Below are 17,586 nucleotides of genomic sequence, written 5' to 3'. Positions count from 1 at the left end.
TCAGGCGACGGGGGTGAGCGCATGACGGATCTGGTGTACTTCTCGAGCGTGTCGGGGAACACGCGCCGCTTCGTCGAGCAGCTCGGCCGGCCCGCGCTGCGGATCCCGCTCCACGCGAAGGACGATCCGCTCGTCGTGACCGACCCCTTCGTGCTCATCCTCCCCACCTACGGCGGCGGCCCGGAGACCCGGGCGGTGCCCAAGCAGGTGATCCGATTCCTCAACGACGAGCGCAACCGGAGCCGGCTGCGCGGGGTGATCGCCGCCGGCAACACGAACTTCGGCGAGGCCTACGGCATCGCCGGCGACATCGTCGCGAGGAAGTGCCGGGTGCCCTTCCTCTACCGATTCGAACTCTTTGGAACCCCGGACGACGTGAGCGCCGTCCACGATGGATTGGAACAGTTTTGGAAACAGCAGTGATGGAGCCGGGGCTCGACTCCTCGAAGATCAGCGACATGGACTACCACTCCCTGAACGCGATGCTGAACCTGTACGACGCCGACGGGAACATCCAGTTCGAGAAGGACCGCGAGGCCGCGCGGCAGTACTTCCTGCAGCACGTCAACCAGAACATGGTGTTCTTCCACAACTTCGAGGAGCGCATGCGCTACCTCATCGACAACGACTACTACGAGCGCGAGCTCGTCGAGAGCTACCCGCTGGCGTTCATCGAGCAGCTCCGCGACGAGGCGTTCGCCATGAAGTTCCGCTTCCCGACCTTCCTCGGCGCGTTCAAGTTCTTCACCTCGTACGCGCTCAAGACCTTCGACGGCAAGCGCTACCTCGAGCGCTTCGAGGATCGCGTCGTGATGGTCGCCCTGGGTCTCGCGGAGGGCGACCACGAGCTCGCGCGCGGCCTGGTCAGGGAGATCATCTCCGGCCGCTTCCAGCCGGCGACGCCGACCTTCCTGAACCTCGGCAAGGCGCAGCGCGGCGAGCTCGTCTCCTGCTTCCTGCTCCGCATCGAGGACAACATGGAGTCGATCTCGCGCGGCATCAACTCCTCGCTGCAGCTGTCGAAGCGCGGCGGCGGCGTGGCCCTCCTGCTGTCGAACGTGCGCGAGGCCGGCGCGCCGATCAAGAAGATCGAGAACCAGTCCTCCGGCATCATCCCCGTGATGAAGCTCCTCGAGGACAGCTTCAGCTACGCCAACCAGCTGGGCGCGCGTCAGGGCGCCGGCGCCGTGTACCTCTCGGCCCACCACCCCGACATCATGAAGTTCCTCGACACCAAGCGCGAGAACGCGGACGAGAAGATCCGCATCAAGACCCTCTCGCTCGGCGTCGTGATCCCCGACATCACCTTCGAGCTCGCGAAGAAGAACGAGGACATGTACCTCTTCTCGCCGTACGACGTGGAGCGCATCTACGGGGTGCCCTTCGGCGACATCTCCGTGTCGGAGAAGTACTACGAGATGGTCGACGACGCGCGGATCAAGAAGACCAAGATCAGCGCGCGCCAGTTCTTCCAGACCATCGCCGAGCTGCAGTTCGAGTCCGGCTACCCCTACATCGTGTTCGAGGACACGGTGAATCGGGCGAACCCGGTCAAGGGCCGGATCAACATGTCGAACCTCTGCTCGGAGATCCTGCAGGTCAACACGCCCACCACCTACAACGAGGATCTGAGCTACGACCAGATCGGCAAGGACATCTCCTGCAACCTCGGCTCGATGAACATCGCCGCGGCCATGGACGGGGGCGACCTCGGCTCCGCGGTGGAGCTCGCGATCCGCGCGCTCACCTCGGTGAGCGATCAGAGCCACATCTCCTCGGTGCGCTCCATCGAGGACGGCAACGATCAGTCCCACGCGATCGGCCTCGGCCAGATGAACCTGCACGGCTACCTCGCTCGCGAGCACGTCCACTACGGCTCCGTCGAGGGCATCGACTTCACGAACATCTACTTCTACACGGTGCTCTTCCACGCCCTGCGCGCCTCGAACCGCATCGCGATCGAGCGCCGCACGGTCTTCGGCGGCTTCGAGGACTCGAAGTACGCCTCGGGCGAGTTCTTCGACAAGTACACGGAGCGGGCGTGGGAGCCCGAGACCGAGCGGGTGAGCGAGCTCTTCGCGAACGCCGGCATCGCGATCCCGACGCAGGAGGACTGGCGCGAGCTCAAGGCGAGCGTCATGGAGCACGGGATCTACAACCAGAACCTGCAGGCCGTTCCCCCGACCGGCTCCATCTCCTACATCAACAACTCGACCTCCTCGATCCACCCGATCGCCGCGAAGATCGAGATCCGCAAGGAGGGCAAGCTCGGGCGCGTCTACTACCCGGCGCCGTTCATGACGAACGAGAACCTGGAGTACTACCAGGACGCGTACGAGATCGGCCCGGAGAAGATCATCGACACCTACGCCGCGGCGACGCAGCACGTCGACCAGGGGCTGTCGCTCACGCTGTTCTTCAAGGACACCGCCACCACGCGCGACATCAACAAGGCGCAGATCTACGCCTGGCGCAAGGGCATCAAGACGATCTACTACATCCGTCTGCGCCAGCTCGCCCTCGAGGGCACGGACATGAGCGAGTGCGTCAGCTGCATGCTGTAACCACTGATCAGACGCTATTTGAGTAACTCGCGGAGTAGAGAGAACCGATGAACTTCAAGCTGGGACACGCGGTGCAGGCGATTAACTGGAACCGCATCCAGGACGACAAGGACCTCGAGGTCTGGAATCGCCTCGTCAACAACTTCTGGCTGCCCGAGAAGGTGCCGCTGTCCAACGACGTGCAGTCGTGGGCGACGCTCACCGAGGCCGAGAAGCTGCTCACCATGCGCGTGTTCACGGGGCTGACGCTGCTCGACACGATCCAGGGCACCGTCGGCGCCGTGTCGCTGATCCCCGACGCGATCACCCCGCACGAGGAGGCCGTCTACACGAACATCGCGTTCATGGAGTCGGTGCACGCGAAGAGCTACTCGTCGATCTTCTCGACGCTGTGCTCCACGCAGGAGATCGACGACGCCTTCCGCTGGTCGGTGGAGAACCCGAATCTGCAGAAGAAGGCGCAGATCATCGTCGACTACTACGAGGGCGACGACCCGCTGAAGCGCAAGGTGGCCTCGACCCTGCTCGAGTCCTTCCTGTTCTACTCCGGGTTCTACCTGCCGATGTACTGGTCGAGCCACGCGAAGCTCACGAACACGGCCGATCTCATCCGCCTCATCATCCGCGACGAGGCCGTGCACGGCTACTACATCGGCTACAAGTTCCAGAAGGGACTCGAGGGCGAGACGGAGGAGCGCCGCCAGGAGCTCAAGGACTACACCTTCGCGCTGCTGTACGACCTCTACGAGAACGAGGCGAAGTACACGGCGGACCTCTACGACCCGGTGGGGCTCACCGAGGACGTCAAGAAGTTCCTCCACTACAACGCGAACAAGGCGCTCATGAACCTCGGCTACGAGCCGATGTTCCCCAAGGAGATGACCGACGTGAACCCGGCCATCCTGTCGTCGCTCTCGCCGAATGCGGACGAGAACCACGACTTCTTCTCGGGTTCGGGATCGAGCTACGTCATCGGCAAGGCCGTCGCCACCGAGGACGAGGACTGGGACTTCTAGAAAACCCGATCAGGATATATTTCGAGATCGAACGCCCCCGCGGCGGCCGGACGGAGAGTCCGGGCGCCGCGGGGGCGTCCTCGTGTTCGTACCCTGATCTGGCCACATGCTGCCCGCACTCCACCCATGCTCCGGCCCGTCGCCCGCGCGTCCCGCGCATCATCTCGCGGCCCGCAGCGGCTCCGCGTCCCCGATCCTGAGCCCCGGGATCAGCGCGAGCGCGAGCACGGCCGCGGCGGCGACGAACACGGCCGGGAACCCGGAGCCCGCGAGCGGGAAGGCGAGGAAGGCGAGGCCGCTCGCCGCGACGGCGAACGCCGATCCGGTCGCATCCGAGACGGACAGCGCCGAGGAGTTGAAACCCTCCTCTGAGGGTGTCGAGAACGCGAGCGTCAGCACCGTCAGCCGCGGGTAGACGAGGCCCATCCCGCCGCCCGCGACGCCCCAGCCGACCACCACGAGCCAGGGGTCCCGCCCCGAGACTGCGACGAGGAGGAGGGCGAGGATCCCGGCGGCCATGAGCGCGACGCTGATCGCGACGATGGCCGTGCTGCCGATCCGATCGCCGTACCGGCCCTGGACGAACGACGCCGACGACCAGGCGAGCGCGGCGGCCGTGAGCGCGAGCCCCGCGACCACGGGGGTGAACGCGAAGCGGTCCATGAGGAGTTTCGGCACGAAGGCCTCCGCCGAGAGGAACGCTCCCGCGACGAGACCGCGCATCAGGATCACGCTCGGCAGTCCCGGGCGTGCGCGGAGCGTTCCGGTCGGGAGCAGGGGCGCGATGGCGACGCCGATGAGCAGCAGGCAGCCGCCGGCGATCGCCCAGCCCGCCGCGGGCGGCACCTCTGCGGCGAAGCCGGCGCCGACGCACGCGCCGGCCACCACGATCGAGAGCAGCAGGCGGCCCCCGATCGCCCGCAGGCTCGGGATGTCGCGCGAGGGGTCGCGCGCGGTTTCGCCGCTGCGGTTCATCGAGACGCCGCGCAGCTGCGCCGCGAGGAGGAGGAACGACAGCGCAGTGAGCGCGGCGACGCCGAGGAACGCCCATCGCCAGTGCAGGAACTGCGCCGCGGCGCCGGCGAGCGCGGGCCCCACCATGGACGGCACGACCCACGCCGCCGCGAAGGCGGCGAAGATCCTGCCGTGCAGCTCGCGCGGATACACCCGCGCGATCAGCACGTACAGCGACACCGTCTGCCCCCCGACGCCGAGCCCCTGGATGAGGCGGCCGGCGATGAAGACATCCATGTCCACGGCGATCCCGGAGACGACGAGGCCGAGCAGGAAGAGTGCGACCGCCGCGAAGAGCGGCCCCCGCGGCCCCGACCGGTCGCTCCACCCGCCGGCGGCGACCATCCCGATCACGCTCGTGGCGAGCGTGCCCGAGAAGGCGAGCGCGTAGAGTCTCTCGCCCTCGAGCTCGGCGCTGACGACCGGCATGACGGTGGTCACGGCGAGCGCCTCTATGGCGGCGAGGAAGATCAGCGCGACGGAGCCCAGGGTGATCCCCCAGCGCGCGGGATCCCAGATCGTTCCCTGCTGTGCGGCGTTCGTCATGTCTGGACCGTTCGGTTCGGAGCATCGGCTCGGGCGGCACGCGGACGGCGCACTCGCTTCCCACTGTAGGCCGGTACGTCGATCCGGGCGCCATCGGGAACAGTCGAGGCGCCTCCGCGTTGTACTGCAGAGAGCGCGGCGCCGTCGCAGGAGGACTCGCGAGGCGGCGCCCTGTCGTTCACGCGAGTCCGAGGAGCGCAGCGTCATGGACGATTTCTTCACCGGAGGCGGCGGGGATCTGGTCATCGACTGGACCACCATGCCGACCTACAACACCATCATGTCGATCGCGGCGGGGGCGGGGCTGCTGCTGCTCGTGTCCCTCGGCCGATCGCTGCACCGGGACGAGCGCTTCCGGAGCGAAGGCTGGGCGCTCGGCGCCGGAGTGCTCGGAGTGCTCCTCACGCTGACGGGCGCGCACATGACCCTGACCTGGCCGTTCGCGAAGTACTTCCCGTTCGACAACATCATTTTCGGCGAGACGAGCCTCGGGCTCGGCGTGCTGCTGCTCGCAGCCGCCTTCTACCTCTGGAAGCGGGCCGCGGTGCTCGCGGACGCGGAGGATCGTGCGGAGGAGGTCGCGGCGACGGCGAAGCCCCTCTCCGTCTTCGTCTTCGGCCTCGGGCTCGCGCTGTTCGGCATCGCCGCCGCGGGGATCGTCTTCCAGCTCTTCGCGGCTCCGGCGGAGGAACCGGTCTCCGGCGCCTTCGCGCAGTGGCCGTGGCTCGAGGCGAGCTTCATGTCGGGCCTCTTCGCCCTCGTGGGGCTCGGCGCCGTGCTCTTCCCCTTCGCGCTCCGCTCATTTTCGCGCACGCGTCCGCTGAGCGGCACGGCGAAGACCATGGGCGTCGTCTGGGCGATCGCGGGCGTCGCGTTCCTGCTCTTCGGCGCGCTCAACTTCTACACCCACATCGGCCTCATCGTGAACACGATGGGCTGAGCGGGGCGCGGCCCGGAGCGGTGCTCCGGATCGGCGACCGCTCACCCGTAGGGGTTGACGGTCTTCTTCCCGGCGTCGATGTCGCGGATGAGCGCGGGATCCGACTGCCCCTTGCGCGGGTCGACCTCGGTCTCGGAGTGGTCGGTCGCTCCGTCCATGACGGGGGCGTCGATGGTCCCCTCGGCGCCGGTCTCGGGGCGGGTCGCGGAGCCGCGCCCGGTCTCGGCGCCCGTCGCAGTGTCGGCGCCTGCCCCGGCGTCGGCGCCCTCGTCACGGTCGTCCTGGTGGTGTTGTTCGGTGTTCATAGGTTCACGCTAGTCCCGCCCCCGACGCCCCTCAACGCCTTGCGCAGGCGGCGCCCAGGGGGTATACGGCTCCCTCGCTCACCCCCGCGTCGCGTCGGGGCCCGCGCCCACCCCGACGCCGAGAGGTGCCGCGCCGCCGTGGAGCTGCGAGACCGTCACCAGGGTGAAGCCGCGGTCGTGCAGGCCGTCGATGATCGCCGGGGCCGCCTCCACCGTGCCGGCGTGGATGTCGTGCATGAGCACGATGTCGCCGGGCACGGGGGTGCCGACGGCGGTGGCGACGAGCTCCTCGGGCGGCGGCCCCTTCCAATCGTTGGTGTCGACGCTCCAGAGGATCGCCGGGAGCCGGGCGGCGCGGAGCGTGGCGCCGGTGTATTCGCCGTAGGGCGGCCGGAACATCGTCACGGGTCGCCCCGTGATCCCGGTGAGGGTCGCGCTCGTCGTATCGATCTGCTCGCGGACCTTCGCCGCCCGCAGCTTCGGCAGCGCGGGGTGGTTCCAGGTGTGGTTGCCGATCTCATGGCCCTCCGCGGCGGCGCGGCTCACGACGTCGGGGAACGCGGCCGCCGCGCTGCCGAGCATGAAGAAAGTGGCTGCGGCCCGACGTTCGGCGAGCGCATCGAGCAGGGCCGGGGTCAGCGCCGAGGGACCGTCGTCGTAGGTGACGGCGACGCAGGGCACGAGCGTGCAGTCGACGTGGCGCTCACCGGGCGCGGGGAGGGCGGGGCCCGTGTAGTCGCCGCTCGCGGCGGCGGCGATAAGCGAGGCCCCGGCCTCGCTGAGCAGCGGCGCGCTCGCCCCGGGCGGCAGCGCGACGACGCGATCCGACGGCTCGAGCCCGGACAGCTCCGCGGCGCTGAAGCCCTCGGGCACGCGCACCACCAGCGAGCCGTCGTCGGCGACCTCGGCGGAGCCGATCGCGTCGCGCAGCTCGTCGCGCTGCGCCTCCGATGGGTCCGCGATCTCCGCGAGCGAGAGGGATCCGGCCTCCCGCCTGGCGGCCTCGACGAGTCCGCCCCAGATCTCGGCTTCGGCCTCCGTGCGCCACAGCTCCGACGGGCGCAGCACGGCGCCCGAGGCGGTGTCCGCGTACAGCGTCGATGTCCGGTCCTCCGCCACGGCCCCCGGCTCTCCGAGCACGACGCGCACGCGGATCCCGAGCACGCTGCCCGCGGCGAGCACGGCGTCGCAGGCCAGCACGAGCCCGACGCCGGGACCGGGCAGCGTCGCGAGCAGTTCGTCGGCGCCGAGCTCCGTGGAGCCCTCGACGCAGCCGCGCTCGCTCAGCCCGGTCCCCGCGGCCGGCCGGTACGGCGCCGAGCCGGCCGCGGCGAGGCGCCCGAGCGCCTCCCGGATCGTCTCGTCGATGTGCGCGTTGAACGCCTCGTGCGGCAGGTACGCGAACCGGGCCTCGACGTTCGCCCCGGCGTGGACGATGCGCTGCGGCGCCAGGGGGAGACCTTCGGGGGAGCGGGGAGCGACCGGGTCCGACACCGCGAAGGCGCGCTCGGGCCAGGCGGGCGGCTCCCATGCCGCCGCGGTCTCCGCTTCCGCCGCCGTTCCCGTCGCCGTCCCCGCCGCCGTTGCGGTGGTCACCGCCGCTGCCGAGCCGACTCCGAGCTGCAGCGCGGTGCCGAGCACCAGCAGTGACGCCAGGGCGAGCCGCGGTCCTCGGGCCCGCGATCGATGCGCGCGCGGGCTGCGATCCGGCTGATCGCGATCCGGCCGTCCGCGCCCCGGCAGTCCGAACCGCAGGGGGCTCATGAGACGCTCTCCAGGATCCCGGCGATCGCGGGCCGGTATACCTCGATTCCGCGGTCGTCATCGCCGGCGTCGCCCGCTGAGACGACGAACACGAGGGGCGGCTGCGACGCGACCACGGCGACGAGCCGCGGTCCGTCGGCGCCGTGGGTCACGGTGTGGCCCGAGCCGAGCGTCTCGCGGTTCACGAACGCGTCGATGCCGAGCGTCTCGCGGACGAGCGCCTCGGGATCCTCCTCAGCGCTGCCCGCGCTGATCTCCACCGCGACGCCGGCATCCGGGCTCCGCAGCCACAGCCGCTCGGCGACGGGGCCCTCGACGCGCCAGCCCGCCGGGGGCAGCACCGAGGCCGAGGCGTCCGGGCCGAGCAGCACGGGCTCGTCGCCGGTCGCCGTGCGTCCGGTCGCGGAGGCCAGGGCGCGCTGGCCCGCCGGGGTGACGACGACGAGGAGCGCCGCGATCACGAGGCCCGCGAGGGCGCCCCCGATCCAGAGCAGCGCGCGCCGCGCCGCGCCTCCACGACCCTTCGACACCGCGGCCCCTTCCGCTCGGGTGCCGCCCGGCTCGCGCCGGGCGGACTCCCGAGCAGTGTATCGACTGCGCCCCGGATCTTCACGGGGTGCGCGAGGAAATCGCGTAGCCTCCGCTCGCGAGCCCCGGAGCCGGCGTGCACCCCGACGAGCGACGGATCGGCGTCAGAGGCTGATCGCCGCGAGCGTCACGAGCGTGACGACGACCACGACGAGGATGCCGCCGCCGCAGCCGAGTCCGAGAATCAGCCCGTACCCGGCGCGCGAGGTGCGTGCTCCGGACTGCCGCGCGGCAGCGAGGAACTCGGGCCCTCCGCCGAGATGGAACGAGTACGCGGAGCCGGCGACGTTGATCGTGCGCGCGAAGTCCACACCCAACTCGAAACGGGGCTTGTCGAGGATGTCGGCGACGCCGCCGAGAATCGCATGCTTGATTGCCCGATCGACCGCGCGCGGGTCCGCCAGGAGGGGGAAGCTCTGGCCGCGCACGACGAGGGTGATGCGCTGCGCCGCCGACTTCACCGTCACCTCGGCGGCGGGCACGCTGAAGTACTGCGCCCAGCCGTTCGGCTGTGCGACCCAGAGGGTGATGCATCCGTTGCCGACCTCGGCGCGTGCGGGGAACCACGCGCCGGAGACGTTGTCGCCGAATGCGCCTGAGAACACGGCGGAGGGCAGCGGCGGGTACTGGTGCGGTGCCGGAGCGTAGGCGTTCATCTGTTCCTCGGAGTAGTGGTGCGCGGAGCGCGTTCGAGGTGCGCAGTCGCGAGTGATTCTGGGGCCAGCGTAGCGGCGGGGCGGTGCGCGCCGCTGATCGCGGGTTCATCCGGCGGGTCCGGGCCGTGCGGCACGCAGCCGCCGGCCGTCCGCGCGGTGCGACTCATCGGACGGATGGAGCGGATCACCAGGGGCGTGCGGATAGCGTGGGGGCATGTCGCCCCGCCTCCTGTTCCGCGTCTTCGCCTTCGCCGAGCTCGTCACCTGGGCGGGGCTGATCACCGCGCTCATCCTCCGCGGGGCGGGCGTCACCGATGGACTGATCGGCCCGGCGGGCGGCGCGCACGGCTTCGTGTTCCTCGCCTACTGCGCCGTCACCGTCTTCGTCTGGGTGAACCAGCGCTGGCGCGCGGGGATCGGCGTCGCGGGGCTCGCCGTCGCCGTGATCCCCTTCGCGACGCTGCCGTTCGAGATCCTGGCGGATCGACGCGGCTGGCTCGCGGGCGACTGGCGCCTCGCCCCGGGCCGGGAGCGGCCGCGCGGTCTCCTGGAGCACCTCCAGGCCTGGGTGCTCCGGCACCCGTGGTGGGCGATCCTGCTGCTCGTTCTCGCCGTGACCGCGGTGTTCTCCGTGCTCCTGTGGCTCGGTCCGCCCGTGCCGCGGGAGTAGCGCGACGGACGCGGCGCCGCGCGGGATCGGCCGGCCGTCGTGCCGGCTGCGTGTGAGGCCGCCGGCCGCGCGCCGGAGGGGCGGCAGTGCGCCGTGCCGACTGGGCGCCGTGCCGCCGCGCGCTGGGCCGCCGCCTCAGCCGCGCTGCCGGCAGCGCGTCGCACCGCACCGCGCCGCCCGCACCGCGCCGCCCGCACCGCGCCGCCCGCGTCGCACCGCCGGCAGCGCGCCGCGTCAGCCGCGCGCGACGAGGCGCGCGAGCAGCCGATCGAGGCCGAGGTAGACGTAGCCGAGCGCGATGAGCGCGACCGCGAGCACGACGATCCAGCTCGCGACGCCGGCGACGCCGAGCGCGGCGACGTCGAGGAACGGGTACGGGTAGTGCACTCCCGGGGCGAACTCGCCGCCGAAGCCGCCATACACGAGCGCGAACACGAGGTACGCGATCGGGATGAGCGTCCAGCGCATCGGATCGCCGCCGCGCACCCGCCCCTTCGGGACGAACAGCAGCCAGTCGAGGATCAGCAGGCACGGCGTGATGATGTGGATGAGGTTGTCCGTGAGCGTGAACGGCTCGTAGCCGTTGCCCTGCACGAAGGTCATCGGGACGAGCACGATGAGATAGATCGCCATCGTGACCGAGATCGCCATCATCACGGCCGCGCTCCATCTCGCGGAGGGCGTCGAGGTGCCGCGCGGCCCGTCGGTGCGCAGATCCCGCACCGTGCGGATGATCAGGAGGACGACCCACACGAGGCAGAGCAGATTGCTCAGCACGGTGTAGTAGAGGAGCGCGCTCCACGTGGGGTTCGGGGTGAAGATCCCGGTGATGCGCACGACGCCGAGCAGGATGCCGGCGAGCGAGACCAGCCTGAAGACGAGGGCGAGGGGGCGGAGCGGGATCGCCGCGCGATCCGCGAGCGGCTCGGGGGCGGCGGCGCTGCGTGTGGTCACCGCTCCATTGCACCACAGGTGTGCGGCTATCGCCGTGATCCGGGTCGCTTTCGCAGGGTGTCGCGGTGGATCACCCTGCGCGAGCGACTCGGATTCGGAGGCGGGGAGGGGAGAGGAGGGGGAGGTAAAGAGAGGGGGACGGGAGGGGAGAGAGGGGAGGGATGGGGCGCGGAGCGCGCGGGATACACTGAAACGAGGCGGCGGAGGAGCATCCCGCCGCGGACGCCGACAGGAGCAGGGATGAGCGGATCAGGTCGATCGCAGCGCGGGAGACTGGATCGTCGCGTGATCGTCGACGCGCTGCTCGAGCTCGCGCGCACCGATCCGCGCTCCCGCATCACCTTCAAGCGCCTCGGCGAGGCGCTCGGCGTCGATGCGACGGCCATGTACCGGCACTTCCGCAACAAGGACGATCTCACTCGCGCCGCACTCGACGTGCTCGCCGGTGCGGCCGCGCGCGATGCCGCGGCCGCACCGGGGGGCTGGCGGGACCGGTTGGAGGCGTATCTGCTCAGGGTCGCGGAGTTGAGCCTCGAGCACCCCTCCATCGGAGCGGAGGGCGCCGTGATCGATCCGGTCGGCCCCGGGGATGTCGCCGCCGACGAGTTCATCCTCACCGAGCTCAGCGCGGGCGGACTCGCGGGGGACGCGCTCATCCGCGCCTACGCCGCGATCTCGGGCTTCGCGCTCGCGCAGAGCGCCGCCCTGGCGCAGGAGGTCATGGCGCGCGCCGATGCCGCACGAGACGGCTCGATCCCGTGGATCAGTACCTTCGGCGCGGTCGACCTCTCCCCGTTCCCGCTCGTCTCCGCGCACCGGGATCGGCTGCTCGCGATCAGCGGCATCGAGGTGTACCGCGCCGGCGCCGAGGCGATCCTCGATTCCATCGAGCGCGCCGCAGCGGCGGAGGCGTCCCGTGTCTGAGCGGGTCGAGCCGTTCGAGGAGGAAACGGCGCCCACGGGCCCCGCGGCCGATGCCGTCGCGCTGCTGCAGGAGCTGATCCGCGCGGGCTGCGTCAACGACGGCACCCCGGGCTCGGGTCAGGAGATCCGGGCGGTGCGCGTGCTGCAGCGCTTCCTGGCGCCCGCGATCGCCGCAGGGCGTCTCGAGACGCACGTCTTCGAAGCGGCGCCCGGACGCGCCTCGCTCGTGGCCCGCGTGCGCGGCACGGACGACGCCGCGCCGGTGCTCGGGCTGCTCGGCCATCTCGACGTCGTGCCGGTCGACCCGAACGGCTGGACGCGCAACCCCTTCGGCGGCGAGCTGATCGACGGCGAGGTGTGGGGTCGCGGCGCCGTCGACATGCTCTACCTCACGGCGGTCTTCGCGACCGTGGTCCGCGAGCTCGCCCTCGCCCCGGAGCGGCCCCGCGGCGGCCTCGTGCTGCTCGCGGTGGCCGACGAGGAGGCCGGCGGCGAGCACGGCATCCACTGGCTCGTGCGCGAGCATCCGGAGGCCGTGCGCGTCACCGAGGCGATCTCGGAGTCCGGCGGCATGCGCATGGGGCGCCACGTCGCGATCGAGGTCGCCGAGAAGGGCTCGGCGGGCCGCCGCCTCGTGATCCACGGCAAACCGGGTCACGCCTCGATCCCCTATGGCGCGACGAGCGCCGCGTACCGCGTCGGCGAGGTGCTGCAGCGTCTCGGCGAGGTGATGCCCGCGGCCGAGCTCGGGGAGCTCTGGGACGCTTTCGTCGCGGCCCGGATCGACGATCCCGAGCTCGCGGAGCGCCTGCGCGACCCGGTGCGTCTCGATGCGGCGCTGCCGTTGCTCGGCGGCATCGCGGGCTACGCGCACGCGGTCTCCCGCGTCACCATCTCGCCGACGGTGCTGCGCGCCGGCAAGACGCACAACGTCATCCCGCCCCTCGGCACGATCGACCTCGACATCCGCACGCTCCCCGGCACGAGCGACGCGGAGGTCGACGAGCTCCTCCGGGCGGTGCTCGGCGAGCTCGCGAGCGGGGTCGAGATCCGCCACCTGCGCGGCTGGGCGGCCACCTCATCGAGCCCCGACACGCCCCTGTACGCCGCGATCGAGCGCGCCGTCGCTGCCGTCGCGGCCGCCCCGACGGTGCCGATCATGGCCGCCGGCGGCTCCGACGCGCGTGTGCTCCGCGAGCTCGGCATCCCCGCGTACGGCTACGGCATCCTCGGACCCGGCTGGAGCTACGAGCGCTACCGCGAGGGCGTGCACGGCAACGACGAGCGCATCGACGTCGCCTCGGTGGAGCTCTCGCTCGCCGCCCTCCGGCGCATCGTCGCTGAACGGATCGGCGCCGAACGGATCGCCGCGCGCTGAGTGGATCGGAGCCGGCCCGGCGGATCGGGGCCCGAGCGGGTCGGATCGGGCCCGGCGGATCGGGGTCCGGGCGGATCTGAGCGAGCCGGGCGGCTCAGTTGCCCAGCGGCTCAGCAGCCGGGCGGATCAGGGGCCGAGGCGCCGCCCGAGCCGATGCGCGTGCTCGAGCAGCAGCTCCCCGAGCTCGGCGCGGCGCTCCGGGGCGAACCGCGCCGCGATGCCGGTGAGGCTGAGCGCCCAGACCGGCTGCCCGGCCGAGTTGAAGACCGCGGCGCCCATGCCCCAGCTGCCCTCGACGACGAGTCCGGGGTTCACGGCGTAGCCCGTCCGCCGGGTCTCGGCGATGCGCCGGCGGATCCCGGCCTCGGCATGGGCCTCGCCGAACTCCCCCGCGAGCGCTGCGGCGGCGAGATAGCGGTCCACGGCCTCCGGCGGGAGATAGGCGAGGATCGCGAGTCCCGCGGAGGCGACCCCGAGCGGGAAGCGCTTCCCCTCGTACAGCACGAAGGAGCGGATGGGGAAGCTGCCGTCGGCGCGGAGCAGGCAGACGGTCTCCCCGCCGCGCCGCACCGAGAAGAACGCGCTCTCGCCGGTCGCCGCCGCGAGCGCGTCGACGTGCTCCCGCGCGAGCTCGGTGACGTCGTAGCGCTCCGCCGCGATGGTGCCGAACACGAAGAGTTCGGGGCCGAGCATCCAGTGCCCCGTGCGCCGGTCGCGGTCCACGAAGCCCTCGCCCGCGAGCGCGGCGAGCAGGCGGTGCGCCGTCGGCCGGGTGAGTCCGGCCGCGGCGGCGACCGCGGTGGTGCCGAGCCCCGCGGGCATCTCCGCGCTGACCGCGCGCAGCACCGCCGCGACCCGGCCGACGACCTGGGCGCCGGGGATCGATCCGTCCATATCGTGAACGATAGCCCATCGAGCGATCATCATGCGAGCGATTACCGCGCCACACGATCCTCGCCATTGCAGCGATGCACCGCGCCGACCTAGCCTCTGAGGCACGCGGCGGATGCTCCGCTATCTGGACGAGAAGGGAAGCGGTGTGGCTTCGAAGGCATACGGCAGCGCGGCGGAGGCGCTCGCCGACACGGTGCGGGACGGCATGACGATCGCGGTGGGCGGCTTCGGGTTGTGCGGGATCCCGCACAACCTCATCCGCGCGCTGCGCGACACGGGGGCGACGGACCTCACGATCGTCTCCAACAACATGGGCGTCGACGGCAAGGGACTCGGCCTGCTGCTCGAGAACCGTCAGGTGGCCAAGGTGCTCGGCTCCTACGTCGGCGAGAACAAGCTGTTCGCCGAGCAGTACCTCTCGGGCGCGCTCGAGGTCGAGTTCGTGCCGCAGGGCACGCTCGCCGAGCGGCTGCGGGCCGGCGGCGCCGGCATCCCCGCGTTCTACACGCCGACGGGCGTCGGCACCCCCGTGGCCGAGGGCAAGCCCGAGGCGGAGTTCGACGGCCGACGCGCGATCCTCGAGCGCGGGATCGTCGCGGACGTCGCCCTCGTGCGCGCCGACACAGGCGATGCGGAGGGGAACCTCCGCTACCGGCTCACGGCGCGCAACTTCAATCCGCTCGTCGCGATGTCGGGGCGGACGACCATCGCCGAGGTCGAGCGGCCGAGCGCGGAGTATCTGGACCCCGAGCGGGTGGACACCCCCGGGGTGTTCGTGCAGCGCTGGGTCGCCGTCCTCGACGGCACCAAGGACATCGAGCAACGGACGGTGCGCCCGCGGGCCGCCGCGAACGGAGAGGCGGCATGACCGTGTGGAGTCGCGATGAGATGGCCGCGATCGCGGCCGCCGAACTGCAGGACGGCCAGTACGTGAACCTCGGGATCGGCATCCCGACCCTCGTCGCCAATCACCTGCCCGAGGGGGTGAGCGTGATGCTGCAGTCGGAGAACGGGATCCTCGGCATGGGGCCGTTCCCGTTCGAGGGCGAGGAGGACGCGGACCTCATCAACGCCGGCAAGCAGACGGTCACGCTCGTGCCCGGCGCCTCGATCTTCGACTCGGCGACCTCCTTCGGCATGATCCGCGGCGGGCACGTGCAGACGGCCATCCTCGGCGCGCTGCAGGTCGCCGGGAACGGCGATCTGGCCAACTGGACCATCCCGGGCAAGCTGGTCAAGGGCATGGGCGGCGCCATGGACCTCGTCGCCGGCACGCCCCGCGTGATCGTGATCACGGACCACGTCGCGAAGGACGGCGCACCGAAGATCGTGGAGCGCTGCGAGCTGCCCCTCACGGGGGTCGGCGTCGTCGACCGCATCATCACCGACCGCGCCGTGTTCGACGTGCGCGACGGCTCGCTCGTCCTGCGCCGCCTCGCACCGGGGCAGGGGATCGCGGAGATCCGCGCTGTGACCGGCGCGGCGTTCGACGTGGACCTCGAGGAGGCCGCGGACGCCGCGGCCTGAACGTCGTCCTCGCGAGGCGCGACGCGCGGCGCGCGTGCACGCGGCGGCGCGGCCTCCGGATGCGCTCGCCGCGCGTTCCGCGCCCGCGGGCGGGGACGGGTCCGCCCGCCTGGGAGAATGGACGCGGATGCTCTGAGGAGAGGGGTGGCGCGCGCATGGCGGAGGCGGGAACGGCGGACGACGGGACCGGGGGTCGACGGCTGAACCCGCCGACCGCGGTGATCAAGGCGGTCCGCAGCCTCGTCGAGATGCCGGCGGGCCCCGGCCCGCGGGTCTGGATCGCGGTGCGCGCGGCCCTCTCGATCGGCGCGCCCTTCGGCGTGCTCACCGCGCTCGGCCACGAGGACATCGGGCTGCAGACCGCGGCCGGCGCATTCGTGGCGCTCTTCGCCGCCGATCGATCCGCCGCCGAACGCGGCAAGGTGCTGCCCTTCGTCGCCCTCGCCCTCCTCGCCTGCTGCGGGCTCGGCGTGCTGCTCGCGCCGTGGCCGCTCGCCGTCGCCCTCGGGCTCGTGGCGGTCGCCGCCGTCACGGGGCTGCTCGCCTTCGCCTTCCGGCTCGGCCCGCCCGGGCCGGTCTTCTTCGTGCTGAGCTACGGGCTCGCCGCGAACATCACGATGGTCGTCGACAGCGCGCGGCTGCATCCGCCGCTCGTGCTCCTCGCCGCGGTGGCCGGCGGGGCGCTGTTCTCGATCCTCGTCGCCCTCGCGCCGCTGCTGCGCGCCGCGGAGCGCGCGAAGCCGGTCCGGCCGCTCGGCGAGCTGCTCCCCGGTCCCTGGATCGGGCCGCAGGAGCGCGAGCTCCTCCTGCGCATCCTCATCGTCGCGGTCCTCGGAACCGTCGTGACCGTGCTCTGGATCGACCCGCACCGCGCCTACTGGACCGTCTCCACGGGCGTCGCGGTGATCGGTCTGAGCGCCGTGCGACGCCATTCGCTCGCCCGCGGACTGCACCGCACGGTCGGCACCCTCGTCGGCGCCGTGCTGTTCCTCGTCATCTCACCGCTCGGGGCGCAGCCGGCCGCGCTCGTGCTCATGCTGGTGGTGCTGCAGTTCTGCATCGAGCTCGTCGTCGTGCGCAACTACGCGCTCGCCCTCGTCTTCATCACGCCGCTCGTGCTGCTCATCAGCGGCGCGGCGACCGGGGGCGACCTCGTCGCGACCGCGGGGGAGCGCGTCCTCGACACGATCATCGGCTCCGCGATCGCCGTGGCGACGGCGCTCATCCATCGCCGAACGCGCCGCGGTTCCTGACGGGCGCGGCTCCCGAGCGACGCGTGGTCGCCGCGGCGGCACCCGCGGCGGCGACCACGGCCGCGGCGGCCTCCGGGTCAGTCGAAGATGTCGCCGAGGAAGTCGAAGGGGCTCTTCTTGCGCCGCCCCCGGTAGCGCGGATCGTCCGATCGGTACCCGTCGGATCGGTAGCCGTCCGACCGGGAGTCCTCTCGCGAGCGCTCGCGGTACCGCCGGTCGTCGTCGTACCCGCGGTCGAAGCCCCGGTCGCGGTCGCGGGGATCCGCGCCGTACCCGGTGTCCCTGCGCTCCTCGAAGCGCGGCTCGGCGACGGGCCGCGCCGGTTCCGGCGCGCCGTACGTCGCCGCGGGCCCGGCGGCGGCCGGGGGCTGCTGCGGCTCGGCGAAGGTCGCGGCCTCGGCCTGGGCGCGCTCGAGGAGCTTGTCGAGCTCGCCGCGGTCGAGCCAGATCCCCCGGCACTGGGGGCAGTAGTCGATCTCGATCCCCTGCCGCTCGCTCATGAGCAGGGTCGTTCCATCCGTGGGGCAGTTCATGACTCCCAGCGTAGGGCGGTCGCGCACGCCGCGACCGTCGATTCCCGCGACTCCGGGCGG

General features: G+C 71.7%; 18 protein-coding genes. 10 read left to right on the top strand and 8 right to left on the bottom strand.

From position 1 onward, the window contains the following. Positions 1 to 21: 21 nt before the first annotated feature. From nrdI to nrdF, 3 genes are read left to right on the top strand one after another with little or no spacing between them, the layout of a single operon-like run. The gene (gene nrdI / locus MUN78_RS13975; RefSeq protein ID WP_244691602.1) at positions 22 to 423 is read left to right on the top strand and encodes a class Ib ribonucleoside-diphosphate reductase assembly flavoprotein NrdI; all 402 of its coding nucleotides are present in this window, start codon (positions 22 to 24) and stop codon (positions 421 to 423) included. Next, positions 423 to 2,564 (top strand): class 1b ribonucleoside-diphosphate reductase subunit alpha, encoded by a 2,142-nt coding sequence (gene nrdE / locus MUN78_RS13970; RefSeq protein WP_244694068.1) that lies wholly within the window; start codon positions 423 to 425, stop codon positions 2,562 to 2,564. Before nrdI ends, nrdE begins: the two co-directional genes overlap by 1 nt. Before the next feature lie 47 nt (positions 2,565 to 2,611). Then, positions 2,612 to 3,580 (top strand): class 1b ribonucleoside-diphosphate reductase subunit beta, encoded by a 969-nt coding sequence (gene nrdF, locus MUN78_RS13965; protein ID WP_244691600.1) that lies wholly within the window; start codon positions 2,612 to 2,614, stop codon positions 3,578 to 3,580. A 159-nt stretch (positions 3,581 to 3,739) separates the two neighbouring features. Here the strand turns inward: nrdF and MUN78_RS13960 are convergent, their stop codons facing one another. Continuing rightward, a complete protein-coding gene (locus MUN78_RS13960; protein WP_244727211.1) occupies positions 3,740 to 5,140 on the bottom strand; it encodes an MFS transporter in 1,401 nt (466 codons plus the stop codon). 205 nt (positions 5,141 to 5,345) lie between these two features. Here MUN78_RS13960 and MUN78_RS13955 point away from each other — a divergent pair, with 205 nt between their 5' ends. Then, positions 5,346 to 6,080, top strand: coding sequence for a DUF981 family protein (locus MUN78_RS13955; RefSeq protein ID WP_244727209.1), 735 nt, complete (start codon positions 5,346 to 5,348; stop codon positions 6,078 to 6,080). Positions 6,081 to 6,121: 41 nt separating this feature from the next. Here the strand turns inward: MUN78_RS13955 and MUN78_RS13950 are convergent, their stop codons facing one another. The 4 genes from MUN78_RS13950 to MUN78_RS13935 all read right to left on the bottom strand — a co-directional run bounded on the left by MUN78_RS13950 (position 6,122) and on the right by MUN78_RS13935 (position 9,393). Continuing rightward, positions 6,122 to 6,385, bottom strand: a complete 264-nt coding sequence (locus MUN78_RS13950) for a hypothetical protein (protein ID WP_244727207.1) — start codon at positions 6,383 to 6,385, stop codon at positions 6,122 to 6,124. Positions 6,386 to 6,463: 78 nt separating this feature from the next. Then, positions 6,464 to 7,981, bottom strand: coding sequence for a polysaccharide deacetylase family protein (locus MUN78_RS13945; protein WP_244727205.1), 1,518 nt, complete (start codon positions 7,979 to 7,981; stop codon positions 6,464 to 6,466). A gap of 164 nt (positions 7,982 to 8,145) precedes the next feature. Further along, complete coding sequence (locus tag MUN78_RS13940; protein ID WP_244727204.1) at positions 8,146 to 8,679, bottom strand: hypothetical protein; 534 nt, start codon at positions 8,677 to 8,679, stop codon at positions 8,146 to 8,148. Between the two features lie 162 nt (positions 8,680 to 8,841). Beyond that, positions 8,842 to 9,393: a hypothetical protein gene (locus MUN78_RS13935; RefSeq protein WP_244727202.1), complete on the bottom strand. Its 552-nt coding sequence runs from the start codon at positions 9,391 to 9,393 to the stop codon at positions 8,842 to 8,844. A gap of 214 nt (positions 9,394 to 9,607) precedes the next feature. Here MUN78_RS13935 and MUN78_RS13930 point away from each other — a divergent pair, with 214 nt between their 5' ends. Continuing rightward, positions 9,608 to 10,063 (top strand): DUF3817 domain-containing protein, encoded by a 456-nt coding sequence (locus MUN78_RS13930; protein WP_244691587.1) that lies wholly within the window; start codon positions 9,608 to 9,610, stop codon positions 10,061 to 10,063. 234 nt (positions 10,064 to 10,297) lie between these two features. Here MUN78_RS13930 and MUN78_RS13925 read toward each other — a convergent pair whose 3' ends face one another. Further along, positions 10,298 to 11,017, bottom strand: coding sequence for a Pr6Pr family membrane protein (locus MUN78_RS13925; RefSeq protein ID WP_244727200.1), 720 nt, complete (start codon positions 11,015 to 11,017; stop codon positions 10,298 to 10,300). A 240-nt stretch (positions 11,018 to 11,257) separates the two neighbouring features. On the opposite strand from MUN78_RS13925, the gene MUN78_RS13920 reads away from it, so the two are divergent. Further along, positions 11,258 to 11,941 (top strand): TetR/AcrR family transcriptional regulator, encoded by a 684-nt coding sequence (locus MUN78_RS13920; RefSeq protein ID WP_244691583.1) that lies wholly within the window; start codon positions 11,258 to 11,260, stop codon positions 11,939 to 11,941. Beyond that, positions 11,934 to 13,319 (top strand): M20/M25/M40 family metallo-hydrolase, encoded by a 1,386-nt coding sequence (locus MUN78_RS13915; RefSeq protein WP_244727198.1) that lies wholly within the window; start codon positions 11,934 to 11,936, stop codon positions 13,317 to 13,319. The genes MUN78_RS13920 and MUN78_RS13915 overlap by 8 nt, the downstream gene beginning before the upstream one ends. 126 nt (positions 13,320 to 13,445) lie before the next feature. Here MUN78_RS13915 and MUN78_RS13910 read toward each other — a convergent pair whose 3' ends face one another. Continuing rightward, a complete protein-coding gene (locus tag MUN78_RS13910; RefSeq protein ID WP_244727196.1) occupies positions 13,446 to 14,213 on the bottom strand; it encodes an IclR family transcriptional regulator in 768 nt (255 codons plus the stop codon). Positions 14,214 to 14,418: 205 nt separating this feature from the next. Between MUN78_RS13910 and MUN78_RS13905 the strand changes: the two genes are divergently transcribed. The 3 genes from MUN78_RS13905 to MUN78_RS13895 all read left to right on the top strand — a co-directional run bounded on the left by MUN78_RS13905 (position 14,419) and on the right by MUN78_RS13895 (position 16,993). Next, positions 14,419 to 15,081 carry a CoA transferase subunit A gene (locus MUN78_RS13905; RefSeq protein ID WP_244730104.1) on the top strand — a complete coding sequence of 221 codons (663 nt, stop codon included), beginning with the start codon at positions 14,419 to 14,421 and terminating at the stop codon, positions 15,079 to 15,081. Next, on the top strand, positions 15,078 to 15,740 hold the full coding sequence (locus tag MUN78_RS13900) for a CoA transferase subunit B (protein ID WP_244727195.1): 663 nt from the start codon (positions 15,078 to 15,080) through the stop codon (positions 15,738 to 15,740). The genes MUN78_RS13905 and MUN78_RS13900 overlap by 4 nt, the downstream gene beginning before the upstream one ends. A gap of 155 nt (positions 15,741 to 15,895) precedes the next feature. After that, a complete protein-coding gene (locus tag MUN78_RS13895; RefSeq protein ID WP_244727193.1) occupies positions 15,896 to 16,993 on the top strand; it encodes an FUSC family protein in 1,098 nt (365 codons plus the stop codon). Between the two features lie 77 nt (positions 16,994 to 17,070). Here MUN78_RS13895 and MUN78_RS13890 read toward each other — a convergent pair whose 3' ends face one another. Further along, positions 17,071 to 17,526, bottom strand: coding sequence for a TFIIB-type zinc ribbon-containing protein (locus MUN78_RS13890; protein WP_244727191.1), 456 nt, complete (start codon positions 17,524 to 17,526; stop codon positions 17,071 to 17,073). Positions 17,527 to 17,586: the final 60 nt, after the last annotated feature.

The organism is Leucobacter allii, from assembly GCF_022919155.1.
Classification (GTDB): Bacteria; Actinomycetota; Actinomycetes; order Actinomycetales; family Microbacteriaceae; genus Leucobacter; species Leucobacter allii.
Note: the sequence above shows the minus strand (reverse complement) of the source record. Positions and strands in the feature narration are given on the sequence as shown.

Coding starts and splice junctions, on each gene's coding strand:
- nrdI (WP_244691602.1), top strand. CDS start 22: ATGACGGATCTGGTGTACTTCTCGAGCGTGTCGGGGAACACGCGCCGC.
- nrdE (WP_244694068.1), top strand. CDS start 423: ATGGAGCCGGGGCTCGACTCCTCGAAGATCAGCGACATGGACTACCAC.
- nrdF (WP_244691600.1), top strand. CDS start 2,612: ATGAACTTCAAGCTGGGACACGCGGTGCAGGCGATTAACTGGAACCGC.
- MUN78_RS13960 (WP_244727211.1), bottom strand. CDS start 5,140: ATGACGAACGCCGCACAGCAGGGAACGATCTGGGATCCCGCGCGCTGG.
- MUN78_RS13955 (WP_244727209.1), top strand. CDS start 5,346: ATGGACGATTTCTTCACCGGAGGCGGCGGGGATCTGGTCATCGACTGG.
- MUN78_RS13950 (WP_244727207.1), bottom strand. CDS start 6,385: ATGAACACCGAACAACACCACCAGGACGACCGTGACGAGGGCGCCGAC.
- MUN78_RS13935 (WP_244727202.1), bottom strand. CDS start 9,393: ATGAACGCCTACGCTCCGGCACCGCACCAGTACCCGCCGCTGCCCTCC.
- MUN78_RS13930 (WP_244691587.1), top strand. CDS start 9,608: ATGTCGCCCCGCCTCCTGTTCCGCGTCTTCGCCTTCGCCGAGCTCGTC.
- MUN78_RS13920 (WP_244691583.1), top strand. CDS start 11,258: ATGAGCGGATCAGGTCGATCGCAGCGCGGGAGACTGGATCGTCGCGTG.
- MUN78_RS13910 (WP_244727196.1), bottom strand. CDS start 14,213: ATGGACGGATCGATCCCCGGCGCCCAGGTCGTCGGCCGGGTCGCGGCG.
- MUN78_RS13905 (WP_244730104.1), top strand. CDS start 14,419: ATGACGATCGCGGTGGGCGGCTTCGGGTTGTGCGGGATCCCGCACAAC.
- MUN78_RS13900 (WP_244727195.1), top strand. CDS start 15,078: ATGACCGTGTGGAGTCGCGATGAGATGGCCGCGATCGCGGCCGCCGAA.
- MUN78_RS13895 (WP_244727193.1), top strand. CDS start 15,896: ATGGCGGAGGCGGGAACGGCGGACGACGGGACCGGGGGTCGACGGCTG.
- MUN78_RS13890 (WP_244727191.1), bottom strand. CDS start 17,526: ATGAACTGCCCCACGGATGGAACGACCCTGCTCATGAGCGAGCGGCAG.